This is a genomic window from Microcoleus sp. Pol12B4 (assembly GCF_036701385.1).
In the GTDB taxonomy this organism is placed as follows: Bacteria; Cyanobacteriota; Cyanobacteriia; order Cyanobacteriales; family Microcoleaceae; genus Microcoleus.
Map to the genome: position 1 here is coordinate 1 of NZ_JAUBQR010000176.1, position 13,932 is coordinate 13,932.

The 13,932-nt window shown below is 45.8% G+C and carries 9 protein-coding genes and 1 pseudogene; all 10 read left to right on the plus strand.

What is annotated here, in order from left to right; all coding sequences use genetic code 11:
• Positions 1-518: pseudogene (locus QUA38_RS21330) on the plus strand (glutathione synthase); the annotation flags it as partial.
• Between the two features lie 142 nt (positions 519-660).
• A complete protein-coding gene (locus QUA38_RS21335; protein WP_333165291.1) occupies positions 661-1,800 on the plus strand; it encodes a Gfo/Idh/MocA family oxidoreductase in 1,140 nt (379 codons plus the stop codon).
• A gap of 108 nt (positions 1,801-1,908) precedes the next feature.
• Positions 1,909-3,747, plus strand: a complete 1,839-nt coding sequence (locus tag QUA38_RS21340) for a CHAT domain-containing protein (RefSeq protein ID WP_333165292.1) — start codon at positions 1,909-1,911, stop codon at positions 3,745-3,747.
• 166 nt (positions 3,748-3,913) lie between these two features.
• Positions 3,914-4,495 (plus strand): hypothetical protein, encoded by a 582-nt coding sequence (locus tag QUA38_RS21345; protein WP_333165293.1) that lies wholly within the window; start codon positions 3,914-3,916, stop codon positions 4,493-4,495.
• Between the two features lie 607 nt (positions 4,496-5,102).
• Entirely contained in the window at positions 5,103-7,604 is a 2,502-nt protein-coding gene (locus QUA38_RS21350) for a glycosyltransferase (protein WP_333165294.1), read from the plus strand.
• Between the two features lie 326 nt (positions 7,605-7,930).
• A complete protein-coding gene (locus tag QUA38_RS21355; protein WP_333165299.1) occupies positions 7,931-8,485 on the plus strand; it encodes an AAA-like domain-containing protein in 555 nt (184 codons plus the stop codon).
• Positions 8,486-8,553: 68 nt separating this feature from the next.
• Entirely contained in the window at positions 8,554-10,167 is a 1,614-nt protein-coding gene (locus tag QUA38_RS21360; RefSeq protein ID WP_333165295.1) for a hypothetical protein, read from the plus strand.
• A gap of 81 nt (positions 10,168-10,248) precedes the next feature.
• The gene (locus tag QUA38_RS21365; protein WP_333165296.1) at positions 10,249-10,896 is read left to right on the plus strand and encodes a hypothetical protein; all 648 of its coding nucleotides are present in this window, start codon (positions 10,249-10,251) and stop codon (positions 10,894-10,896) included.
• Positions 10,897-11,014: 118 nt separating this feature from the next.
• Positions 11,015-13,276: a TOMM precursor leader peptide-binding protein gene (locus QUA38_RS21370; RefSeq protein ID WP_333165297.1), complete on the plus strand. Its 2,262-nt coding sequence runs from the start codon at positions 11,015-11,017 to the stop codon at positions 13,274-13,276.
• 18 nt (positions 13,277-13,294) lie between these two features.
• A partial coding sequence (locus tag QUA38_RS21375; protein ID WP_333165298.1) for an amidohydrolase family protein occupies positions 13,295-13,932 on the plus strand: 638 nt, incomplete at its 3' end.

Consider the following 13,932-nt stretch of genomic DNA (forward strand, 5'->3'; position numbering starts at 1 on the left):
AATTTGTTGAGAAAAAAGGAGCGGCAGTTCTTAAACCATTGGGTGGCAAAGCTGGGGAGGGGATTTTGTTTCTGGAATCGGGCGATCGCAATCTTAACTCCCTGGTGGAAATTAGCACTCAACAAGGGCAAATTCCAGTGATGGTTCAGACTTATCTGCCGGAAGCCAAAGAGGGAGATAAACGGATTATATTGTTAGACGGCAAGCCCATCGGTGCTATCAACCGCATTCCCACCGGCAATGAATTTCGCGGCAACATGGCAGTCGGCGGCCGAGTCGCAAAAACAGAAATTACCGATCGCGAACTGCAAATTTGCGATCAGTTAGAACCAGTGCTGCAACGGGACGGACTGTACTTTGTAGGCATTGATATCATTGGCGGTTATCTCACAGAAGTTAATGTCACTAGCCCTACAGGGATCAGAGAAATTGACTTATTTGACGGCGTTAGTTTGGGCAAACAAGTAATTGGATGGGTGGAGAAGGAAGAAGGAAGAAGAAAGAAGGAAGAAGGATGAGGGAAGAAGCCAAGCACGACACAGATGAGGACACGGATACACGGATTAATTATCGAACGTCAGGCAGATGTTGCAGTCGTTAGTTATTTGTTAGCTGCTACCAATTCCGAATTCCCAATTCCCAATTCCCAATTATTAAATTATGTCAAAAATAGGCGTTGCAGTAGTCGGTACAGGTTTTGGTCAAAAAGTACACATTCCCGGATTCCAGGCCCATCACCGGACAGAGGTTGTGGCTGTTTACCACCGGAATTTAGACAAAGCAAAGGCGATCGCCTCTACCCACAATATCCCCTACGCTTGCGACTCGATCGCCGATATAGTAGCCATCCCAGAAGTAGCGGGAGCCAGCATTTCCACACCGCCATTTTTGCATTTTGAAATGGCCAAAACCGTCTTGGAAGCAGGCAAGCATTTATTGTTAGAAAAACCCACAGCCCTAACAGCAAATGAAGCCAGGGAACTGTACCGATTGGCCAACAACGAATCTCAAACCGATTTTAACAATGGTGGTTCGAGAGCAATTGCCACAATGGACTTTGAGTTTCGCTTCATCCCCGCATGGCAAATGCTAGCAGAATTATTGGCAGCAGAATATGTGGGAGAAAAGCGTTTAATTAAGATTGATTGGCTGGTGTCGAGCCGCGCTGATGCGAGTCGCCCTTGGAATTGGTACGCACAAAAAGAGCGAGGCGGCGGAGTTTTGGGTGCGACAGGTTCTCACGTTTTTGATTATATTAGCTGGCTGTTCGGCCGGCCCCAAAGGCTTTCGGGGCAATTGATTACAGGAATTTCGGCGCGGCCAGATCCGAATGATTGGGGAAATTTAAAATTAGTTGATGCCGATGATTCGTGCACGTTGATGTTGGAATTAGCCGGGGGAACTCCTTGTCAAGTTTGTTTGAGTTCTGTTACTTATCAAGGGCGGGGACACTGGGTGGAAATATACGGGAGTAAGGGTACGTTGGTGTTAGGAAGCGATAACCAGCAAGATTACGTCCACGGATTTCGCTTGTGGGGTTCCCAAGGTGGAGAACCTTTAGCTGAAATCAAAATTCCTCAAAGATTGGAGTTTCCTCAAGTTTATTCAGACGGGAGGATTGCACCGTTTATTCGAGTAGTAGATAGGTGGGTAGAAGCAATAGATGCCGGTAAATCTTTGATACCGTCCCTCAGAGAAGGGGTTTACTCGCAGTTGTTAATGGATTTGACCCAGGAGTCGAATGCTACGGGAACTTGGGTAGATTTACCGAATATAGATAAATTTTTGGGCACTAAGTAAAAGTAAAAACTCCCAAAGCAATCTCACGCACTCGATCGCACCCCAAACCCGATAAACTACGAATAGATAAACTCAATCCAACCCTATATCCAGAGTCGATAGTTGTGAATGGCGCGCCCTGAAAGTCCTTGCCTCAGTATAGCGATCGCTCGCCTGAGAACCGCTGGGGCAAACCATTTTGCCACTTGGGTTCTACAAGCTCCCTATCCCAGCGGGTACGTTCACCACGACTGTATGTGGCCCGATACCCTCTCCCAATCTTGGAAAGCTTGGCAGGAAATGTTTTCGCCCTCCGGGACAATTCACGAATTGCCCCTAAATCCTGATGGCAGTTTCGTCTCGCCGGAAAACAACCAGAATATACTGGCAGAAACTGAACAACGAAGTCCTCAGTCGCTAGACCTCGCTCCAGCGACGCCCTCTGTGCCGCTCCACCTCGGCCAGCGGGGGTGGGGCGACAAGGGGGATCAGCATCCGCCTCGGCCACCGGCAAGCTACAGCAGCCGCCTGATGCAGCATTTGGGGATTAATCTTTGGCAGTGGCTGTTTGAAGGGCCGATTCAGGGTAGTCTCCAGGAAAGTAAAGGTATCGCGATCGGGCAAAATCTACCCCTGCGAGTACGCATAGATTTGCGCGAACCGTATTTAATTGCTTTGCCTTGGGAAATTATGCAGCCTCAAGCCGGTCAACCGGCAATTTCTCTGTCGCAGCAACTGCTGTTCAGCCGCACTACCAGCAATGTTGAACCTTTGCCACCCCTGCAGCCTGCGGAGTCGCTCAACATTTTGCTAGTTTTGGGACAAGCAGAACCAGGCGGCGGTGCTAATTCTCAATTTTCCAACAGTAATAACGGTCATTTGCAGTTGGGAGAAGAAGCTCTCGCCCTAGCTGGGGTTCTGGAAAGTGCTTTTCAAACCGACGACAGCGGCAAATATTTTGACATCAGTGTTCCGACTCGCGTCGATACTGTCATCGAACCTACTCCGGCAGAACTAATTTCTCGGCTGGAAACGCAAGCTTACAACATTCTGTTTTACGCCGGCCACGGGATACCGGGCCCGGACGGCGGCTTGCTGTTTTTGGGGCCGGACACTGCGATTAACGGTACTGAACTGGCTCAGGTATTAGTTCGGTGCCGCGTGACTCTGGCGGTGTTTAATGCCTGCTGGGGAGCTCAGCCGGCGGTAGAGATGGTGCACTCAACTAACGGCCAGCAACAGGCGATCGCCCGCAGCAGTTTGGCTGAGGTACTGATCCATCACGGGGTGCCTGCGGTGCTGGGGATGCGGGACTCGATCGCCGATCGCGAGGCCCTGAGTTTTATCCAAACTTTTGCCCAAGCTTTGGCCGGACGGATGTCGATCGATCGGGCAGTCGCCGTCGCCAGACAGCAGTTACTGACGCTCTACAAGTTCAATCAACCGGCTTGGACGCTGCCTGTGCTGTATATGCACCCTGAGTTTGACGGTCAGCTAACTGAGCTGGTAGATGACCTCAAAACAGAGTTGCCTTTAAATTCTTCTACTTGGCTGGGACGGTTGCCGTCTTGTGCTTATTTGCGGGGGCGCGATCGACCAAATGCCAAATCCACCGACTCCACCAATCAGGTTTGGCCGATTCGCGCAGGTATGGTTCGAGTCGGACGGTGGGAAGAAAACGACGTAGTGATTCGAGAACAGTGGGTTTCTCAAAAACACGCCGAGATTTTCTGCCGCAACACTATCGGAGATAGCCGGGAAGAACCTAGCTACTTCCTCCGCGATTTTTCTCGCTACGGGACTCTAGTTTTGGGATCTGAGGGATGGCAGAGAGTTCACCACCAAGAATTGCTGCTACGCAGCGGGACTCAGCTAAAATTTGGCAGTTCTCAAGGTCAGATTTTTGAGTTCACTATTGAGGTTCCCAAAACTTCGGGCTACAGTGAGACTGATTGCGGAACGAATTAAGGTGCGTGTGTAGCTAATGAAGGGAAGCGGCGAGTGGCACAGCAAAGTTCTGGGCGTTGAGTCTCCAATCTGAATTTAAAAGAGTTACTTACCACTGATAGCTCCCAACTAGCTCTTGGCACAGTCCCCCTTCTATATTTTCCTTTTCCCCCTGAGGTATTACATCATGGCTACCCACTCTACTGATTCTGAATATTTTCGCGAGTCTCAAACTCAGGCCCAGATGGAACTTCTCGCCACAATTGTTCAGACTGATGTTGCTTACCCTTGGAATCCTGCACAGCTTGAATCCGAATCTTATTTAACTGCCCTAGAGCAGGAATTTGCGCTATCTGATTCATTCAGCGACAGCGATATTGCCCTGAAGTCGCAAGTTTTATTCTCGCAATTAGAACAAGTTTGGCTGACGACTGCTCTGCAAAAGTCTTTGCGCGAGAAATTTGCTCGCGTTCCTCAAGATTTTCTGGCCAGCATCGCTCAAAGCGTGCAAAACGCAACTGTTAAGTATCAATCTTTAGCTGACCAGATGGTAGAGTGCGTCTTAGATATTTTGCCTCAGTGGGCTGAGGAAGATTTACAGGTGTTGGCACGTCCTTTGGCTTATGCCATGCGAGATGTGGATTCGGAAGGGGGGGAATTGGTCATGGCGACTAAAAGACCTTGGGCCCAATTGTCGGAAATAGAACAAGCCAGAGTTAGTTTGGCTGTCGCCCGCTATGCAATCTCGCAATTAGAAATGGCTGATTAGTTCTGTGGTGGCTGGGTTTTTGTGCTGCGATCGCGGTAATTTTTCTTATTAATATAAAATTAATCTACCTTTAGTTAGATGTCAAATTCGTCTAATTGTTAAATCCTAGGGATTGCTATAGTTTGATATAGCAATCCTATTTGATTTGTAGAAAAGATAATTTTTTTTTAACTATAGCAAGCGCGCCCGACGTTTAGGACTCAGATGTGGCAGCATTTTTAATCAGCTTTTTATGGGCGGCGTCGCAGAAACAGCCCACAAGAAATATTTTTTATTGTGGAACAGGCCCGAAAGCCTGTTGCTGACATTGCTGCAAGAGGTAAGTTAGGACGTTCTTAATTTCTGAAATCCTTGCCGAAGATTGCTTCTGACTTCTCTCCTCGGTAACTAAAATCTTCTTCCTTCTTCGTTCTGCTATATTTTGCCAGGCTTCGACTCGCTAAGCAGTTTGGCAACAGCAAGCAAGATGAATTATCATACAATGGTCAGAATGTTAAAAAATGTAAATATAGTAATTGGGGTGTGTCGGAATTTTCAACTTAATTAAAAAGTGGACAGCAGGAAACCGTTACTGTTGGATGCACGATCGGAACTTTAAAATTATTTTATGACAACTTCAAGATTTGATTTTCAAGACTTGAAACGCCACTTTTGGCGGATTTCGCGGGTGCCGGCGGCAACGCTAGTCGTGTTGGGGGCGATTGCTTTCGCCGGTGCGATCGCCGCAGCCTGGTTTGCCCGTGAAGGTACAGTCAGCGGTATTTTTGCCACAATCAACACTTGGCAGCAAAACCCGCCTGTGTGGCTGCAAGTGCCTGCTACGAGCAAGATGTATTTGTTAGTGCCGACGATCGCACTTGTCTCCGTTGCTTTAGCTGCAATTAAAATTTCGCCTCAACCGCAGAAATGGTCACGCGCCGTAGTAGTTGCAATAGTTCTGGCTTTAACCATTCGCTACGTTTTATGGCGATCGCTCGCTACTCTAAATTTAACCGATCCCCTCAACGGTATCTTTAGTTTGGGGCTGTTTTTCCTAGAAATGCTACTGGTTTTCAACACGAGTATTCAACTGTATTTAATGCTGAGAATGAAAGACCGGCGTCGAGAAGCCGATCGCATGGCAGTTGCAGTTGAAGCTGGAAACTTCACCCCGCCCGTAGATATTTTCATCCCAACTTACAACGAACCGGCTTTTATTTTACGGCGCACTGTAATTGGCTGTCAAGCTTTAGATTATCCCAACAAAAAAGTATATTTGCTCGACGATACCAAGCGGCCTGAAATCAAGTTGCTGGCAAAAGAATTGGGATGCGAGTATATAACCCGACCCGATAATATTCACGCCAAAGCGGGAAACATTAATCATGCCACAGCCCTTACTAATGGAGAACTAATTGTAGTTTTTGATGCAGATTTTATCCCCACTAAAAAGTTTTTAACTCGCACAGTTGGATTTTTTCAAAATCCAGAAATAGCCCTCGTTCAAACACCGCAAAGCTTTTACAACCACGACCCCATCTCCCGTAATTTAGGTTTAGAAAATGTGCTCGCGCCGGAAGAAGAAATATTTTATCGGCAAATTGAAATCATCAAAGACAGCGCCGACAGCGTGGTTTGTTGCGGTACATCTTTTGTAGTGAGGCGGAGTGCTTTAGAAGCAGCGGGAGGCTTGGTCACAGATTCAATCTGCGAAGATTATTTTACCGGAATTCGGCTGTCAGCAACCGGATATCGCTTAGTTTATTTAGATGAAAAATTGAGTGCTGGTTTGGCGGCTGAAAATATAGAGGCTCATCTAAATCAAAGGCTACGCTGGGCGCGAGGCACGCTTCAGGCATTTTTTATTGATTCCAATCCTTTAACAATTCGCGGTCTCAGATTTATACAAAGGCTGTCTCATTTGGAAGGATTGCTGCACTGGTTTACCAGTTTAACCAAGGTTTTCTATCTGTTGATACCTTTAGGTTATTCGTTTTTCGGCATCATTCCTTTGCGGGCAAGTGCGCGGGAATTGCTGTACTTTTTCCTGCCTTACTATTTTGTGCAACTTACTGTATTTTCTTGGCTGAACCGCAGATCGGGTTCGGCTTTGCTTTCGGATGTTTATTCGTTTGTTCAGTGTATTCCTTTAGCGGTGACGGTGGTGAGTTCCATGCTGAATCCCTTTGGGAAAGGGTTTCAGGTGACGCCGAAAGGAATTGCGAGCGATCGCTTTCGTTTTAACTGGAATTTGGGATGGCCTTTGATTGTGTTGTTCGCAGCTACTGGATTCAGTTTGTGGCACAATTTAAACATTAATTTAGTTAAAAATGTGGGCACCGTACAGTCAATATCAGAAAGTGCACATTTGTCAAAAGGAATGAGTTTGGGATGGATTTGGAGTGCTTACAACCTGTTGATGATCGGGATTGCATTACTGATTTTGGTGGATATCCCTAAGCCGGACATTTACGAATGGTTCAATTTACGCAGGGTGGTACAATTAAACATTGGCGGTCAAAGTTTTTGGGGTGTAACCACTGTAATTTCGGAAAGTGGCGCGGAAGTTGCTTTGACGCAGCGGCCAAGTTTTGCGGTGAAAGGTAAGGGTAGTAAAGAGAGTTTTACCCCAGCAGAGATTTTGCCAAAATATGCCTTTGAGACAAGTTTATCCCAGGGTAAAATAAAAGCGCTCTCTCGCAGTGCGGCAGTCAAGGCAAAGAGAGCGCTAGCGCCGTCTGTTGTTGAGTTGGGAACTGAGCGTCGTTTGGCTAAAGGTTTGATTGATTGCGATTCGGCGACTCTGAAAATTATGGAAGAGAATTGTTTTATTCCTGTGGCTAAGATTGAGTGGGTGAGCGATAAATCTCAGTTGGGGTCTAGTTTTGGGGATGGGAAAGAGTGCAGTTTTGGGGAATTTCCTACTGTGCGAATTGCGTTCGATCGCCTGAATATTAGCCAGCACCGCTGTTTGATCGAAATGCTGTACTGTCGCCCGGGCCAGTGGCAGCGGCAGGAAACTCCTGGAGAATGGCGATCGCTGTGGCTGTTGCTGAGAATTGCTTTGAAACCGAGGGCTGTTTTTGAGAGGAATAGGTCAGTTAGACCGATCGCAGTTTCGCAGCTTTAGAGGGAATTTCTCCTAGTTGGGAATTTTTCACCCCAAATATTAGCAGATGAAGGCTGAGGGATTTTTAGAGAATCTTACCTCATCTCTTTTAAGTAATGGTGCAAAAATTTTATACATTTTCAGTTAGCAAATAGAGAAAATTTTCAAGATTTGGATAAATTATTGGGGTGGTTCTACGAACGTCGGTTTGGGTTTGCAACTGGGAAATCAAATAGCAGAATTTTGGGAGTAGCTGTTTGGCATCCTGGTTAGCTGCAAGATCTACTTCCAGCAGTATTTGCTACTCTCAACAACCAAATTTTTAGTGTTAGCTTGAGGCGATATAGATCGCTTGTTTTGCCTATCCCAATTTGACGATCGACTGTTGCGGACTTTGGCGAACTTGGCACGAGGAAGCAAAAAATCGGGGAATTTGGCGAAAACCCCGGTTAGTCGTGGTACACTCCACTAAGCTGTATATACCGCTGAGTGTAAATAAATCGCCGTTTAAGGTGGGGCTACGGCCCTTTAAAAGCGAGCAAGTGCAGGATTTGGCGAAACGGCAAGGACTGGATTGGTCAGCGGAAGATGCCCAGCAACTGACGGGTTTTGTAAACAGGAATACCTATTTAGTACGGGTAGCTCTTTATCATATCGGGCGTGGGGATGTCACTCTAGAGCAAGTATTGCAAAACTCTCCCATCTGTGCCGGAATTTATGGCGATCGCCTAAAACGACAACTGTGGAATTTACAACAGCAGCCAGAGTTGCTGGTAGCATTCGTGGAAGTTGTAAAAAGCCACACACCTGTGGAGTTGGATTTAGTGGAGGCATTTAAGTTGGAAAGTATGGGGTTGGTAAATTTACAAGGAAATCTGGCGACGGTGAATTGCGAGTTGTAGAGGCAGTATTTTGGCGATTTCAGTAGCAGTTGATAAGATTCGGGATTATCAGGAGTAACAAAAGAGCTATGAAGATTATTCGGTTCCTGAGTTTAGTATGCCTCGTAACAATTATTTCTGTTTTTTCAGGGTTTGTAGCCTCCTATCGTGCTATGGGGCTATTGGATAGCCACTATTCACCTCCACCTATAATAAAGCTGCAAAATTTCAAAGAGCTGCCACAAAGCCCTATTTCCAATAATGCGTTTGCTTTTGCCGACATCGCTTGGAGAACATTTGTAACTTTGAATTGGCCTGCTAATAATGCCAGGCCATTAGAGGAACTTGCCTTGGGTCAAGCACCGCTCGCTCCACGGGTGTGGGAATTTTATCGAACTCCTGAAGAAGTGTTTCTTGCCAATGGTGAAAACCCTTTGCTAAATATATCCAACCCTTTTGCCAGAACGTTAAAATTAGACTTGATCAAAGGGCAAGGAACGGGTTCGCCAGAAAATGAGGAATTGCGAAAAAATTTACAAAATAGCCGTGCTTGGATCGAAAAAGTTATTAAAAGTAAGGAGTGTCCAGCCCAAATTGAGGTTAGCAATGAAGAAAAGAATTTGTTGCTCAACAACATTCCCATTGTCGATCGACAAGGAAATTACATAATAGTCGAGAGTCATTTGAACCCAAATGAATTCAAGCAAATTGTGGATAATAAATGGTACGATGCTAGCAAATTAGCTGAGTACAACCAAAAGGAAAAGTTAGAGTTTAAATCCACAAATTCAAGTATAGATGCACCCATAGAAGTTAAGGCAGCTTGGCGAGTTTTTGATAAAAACTCTAGCGCAGAGGAAAAAGGTCGGTACTATACCACAAAGCGGGTATTAGCAATTCCTAAAGAACAATATGTTTGTACTACCGATAATTGTGGTACTGACGATCCTGTACTTCAGGAAATTGAAGTCGGACTGATTGGCTTCCATATTGCCTATAAAATACCTAAACAGCAAAGTTCAACTCCTGGATGGGTTTGGGCTACCTTTGAACAGGTGGATAATCTCAAAGTGGATAATGGGCCTCTAGGATTGAAACCAACCCTATCCAACCCAGATTGCGATCCAAACGATCCAAATAAGGGGTCTTGCCTACCTAACTATCCATACGTAGAATGGCCTTTTCTTTGGCGCGATCAATCTCCCCATGCGGTGACGAAATCCCAGGATGGGAAAATAAAGCCGCAAATTCCTACCCAGGCTGTACGACTCTCCGAACAGCGCAATTGCAGAAGCAACCAACTCAGTGACTCTGTAAAGAAATCTCTCCAACAACAGAATGAAAATTGGCAGAAACAATTCCAAAACGTGGCTCGTAATTCTGTATGGCAATACTATCAACTTGTGGGAACTCAATGGGTGCAAAATCCTCCTACTGCTAGTCAACTTATGTCTTTGACAAATGATAAGTTAATATCAAACAGTAGAACGGGGACTACACCAGGACCGCTATTCAATGTAGCTATGGAAGCTTATTCCCAAACCCAGGTCAACGGTGATTCGTGTATTGGCTGCCACGTTACTGCAACACTACCAAGTTCTAGGGGTACTTCTGAAAAAGCCATGTCAGATTTTAGTTTTCTATTGCAACGTGCTAAAAGTTCGAGAAATAATGTATCAAGCGATGGTAAACCAAATTCCTGAACTTAGCGTTGATTGAGAAGCAAAAGTTTCGAGAGAGCAACATATCATCGATCTAGCTACAATCTTAAGGAGAAGATAGCAATGTCTGAATTCAATACAATCCAAAGCTTAGTCAGTGGATATCAGTCAACTCAAGCTGAAGATGACCTAAAGACGCTGCTCGGAAAAATGCAGCTTGACCCAACTGAGACAACACAGCAATTGGCTGCTCAATGGTCGCAATTGGTGGCTTGGTCTTGGCTTGAGCCTCATGATTATAGCGAAAATAAGCCAAACGAAGCGCAGGAAAATCTCAGACAAGAATTTATCAATGCAGTCAAAGAGTTAGCACGTACCTGCATTCAGGAGCATTACTGTCCGGGTATGTTTGTCGATCAAATCATCGCACAGAGCGATCGCCTGTCTCAATATTTGACTGGAGACATATCGGTGAGTGACTTAACGTTGCCTAAGCTTCACCAGCAGCTTACCAATAATCAAAAGCCCTATGTTTTTACGAAAGATTTGACTGAACATTTTGTCTGGGTGGTAACTGTCGATCGATTTAATGGCTGGTTGGCTGGTTACAATAACGACAAGAAAAAGTTTGTGATGGTAATAGCTTATCCACCGCGCCCCGCACTCAGTCCATCGGTTTTGACGGTATCTGAGTTGCGCGATTGGAGTCAGGGCCAGGGAGATGGGGGGTACACTCCTCTTAATCCCTATATCCCCACCTGCGCTTGCTAAGGTCATCTCTAAGCACCAGTTGATGAGTAACTGGTTAGGTACGTTGTTGCGCTTTAGCGCTCAAGCGCAACAACGTACAAATAAATACTTAAATTAATACAATAAATTTGCTTACAGAATGTATCGCGATTACAAGCCAAAATTTAAGGATTGCTTTCGCATCGAGACAGAAAGAACAGAAGGAGTTTTCCTTTTGTCTGAAAGGAATGCGGCTGTACTGAGCGACCCTATCTACGCCCAATTAGCTCCGTTATTGGATGGCAATCATAGCATTGATGAAATTGTAAATCAATTGCAAGATCGCCTGCCGGCATCTTATATCTACTATGGGCTAAGTCAGTTAAAAAATCAGGGTTATCTGAGCAACGGTGATGAGTTTCTGTCGCCATCGTTACAGATTTTTTGCCACCAACTGAATATTAGCTTTGCAGATGCTCGCGATCGCTTACAGACAACCAAAGTCGCAGTGAGGGCTCACGGTTCTACGGACGCTGCTGAATTGATTCAAACTCTGGAATCGCACCAAATCCAGGTCAGTGAAGATGCCGATTTGGAAGTCGTTCTGTGCGATGATTACCTGCAACTGGATCTAGCCGCGCTCAATCAGCTTGCTTTACAACAATCGCGTCCCTGGTTACTTGTCAAGCCGATTGGCACAATTATCTGGCTTGGCCCCCTGTTCTATCCTAGAAAAACAGGCTGTTGGGAGTGTTTGGCGCAACGGTTGCGATGCAATCGACCCATTGAAGGGTATCTTAAAAGACGCACTAACGATACAGCACCGCTGACACCACCCCTAGCGAAGATACCCGGTGTGGTGCAAACGGCTTTAGGAATGACAGCTATTGAAGTCTTAAAATGGATCGTTCACAATCGGGAAAATAAACGATTGGAAGGCGTATTAATTACTCACGATACTCTGACTCTAGAGACTCAAAGCCATATTTTCACCAAGCGTCCTCAATGCCCAATCTGTGGATTGAGCAAAAGCCAGAATAGTGCAAAACCACAGCCATTAATTCTCGGTAGTCGGAAGAAAACTTTTACTGCTGAAGGTGGACACCGTTGCAGTTCTCCTGAAGCCACCCTCAGCAAATATCAGCATCATATTAGTCCCATCACGGGGGTGATCCGAGAATTACAAAAGTTACCCGATCGCCTAGATGGTTGTCATAATTATGTAGCCAAACATCATTTTATCTCCATGTTTGATGACTTGAGAGGATTGGCTCAAAACATTGGCGGTAGAAGTGGAGGAAAGGGAAGAACGGATATTCAGGCACGAGTTAGCGGTTTTGGAGAAGCTATAGAGAGATATTCTGGCGTTTTCCAGGGAGATGAAATCAGAATTAAAAGCAGCTACCAGCAACTCGGCGATCGCGCGATTCATCCCAACGCTTGTATGAACTTCAGCCAATCCCAATATAGCGATCGCCAAAACTGGAATGCTGGTTGTCAGAGCCTTTCTCAAAGAGTCCCCGAACCATTTGATGAAACCAACGCGATCGAGTGGACGGCTGTTTGGTCTTTGACTCAGCAGGAATTCAAGTATCTCCCCACTGCTTACTGTTACTTTGGCTATCCCAAACCAGAAAAACCTGACTGTTGGGCAGATACTAACGGGTGTGCAGCGGGTAATACCCTGGAAGAGGCGATCCTCCAAGGTTTTATGGAATTGGTCGAACGAGATAGCGTGGCGCTGTGGTGGTACAACCGAATTCAAAGACCAGAGGTGGATTTGGACAGTTTTGATGAACCTTATTTTCGCTCTCTGCAAGAGTCTTACGAGTCCATCCATCGAGATCTGTGGGTTTTAGATCTCACCAGCGATTTGAATATTCCCACGTTTGTTGCCGTTAGTCGATGTGGCGATCGCGACTCGGAAGATATTCTGTTAGGATTTGGTTCTCATTTCGATGCTAAAATTGCTGTTAGTAGAGCGCTGACGGAAATCAATCAAATTCTGGGTGTTGTCTTACCAACTAACGCCGATGGTAAAACCCAGTACGCCTCCTCAGCGGAACCCTCAGCATTAAACTGGTGGCAAACTGCAACGCTACAGAATCAGCCCTATTTAGTTCCCGACAAAAGTAGTCGCCCTAAAGTTTATGCCGATTACGCTCAAAACTGGAGTGACGATCTACTAGAAGACATCAAGCGCTGCCAACAAATCGTAGAACAAAAGGGAATGGAAATGTTAGTCCTGGACCAAACTCGTCCTGATATTGGGTTGAAGGTGGTGAAGGTAATTGTGCCTGGAATGCGACACTTTTGGAAACGTTTAGCAGCAGGACGACTCTATGATGTACCCCTACAAATGGGGTGGTTAAACGAACCAATATCTGAAGATAATCTGAATCCAATTCCAATGTGGTTATAATTTCCCATTACCCGAAATATGTTTAAAGGCTATAAAATTATCGATGCCGATGCTCACGTTTACGAACCGCACAGCATTTGGGAAGAGTATCTGGAGCCAGCTTTCAAGCATTTTGCTCCTTCGCCAGACTTGAAAATTCAGGGAGAACCAATTATTAATAAGTTCTCCGAGCAATATCTACGTCAATGGGCAAAACCGTTTTTGGAAGTCGAGCCACTAGCTGGTGCTGACCCGCAAATTCAGGTGCAAGCGATGATGGAGATGGGGGTTGATGTAGCATTTATTTATCCCACATCCCTGCTGTTTATCACTGCGGTAAACACTATGGCACCTCAACTGGTGGGTGCTTTTGTGAGGGCTTATAATAATTGGCTGCGAGATTTTTGTAGTTTTAATCCCCAAATACTCAAAGGTGTGGGCAGCATTAATCTTCACGATCCAGAAGAGATGGTGCCAGAATTGCTCCGCATCGTTAATTTTGGCTGGAAAGCAGTTTTTTTGCGTCCCAACCCAGTCAAGGGACGAGTTTTGAGCGATCGCGCCTACGATCCATTTTGGACGAAGTGTGAGGAGTTGGAAATCGCCGTTGGCATTCACGAGGGAACTCCTAGCCGTCTGCCTACTGCTGGGGCCGATCGCTTTAATACTCGCTTTGC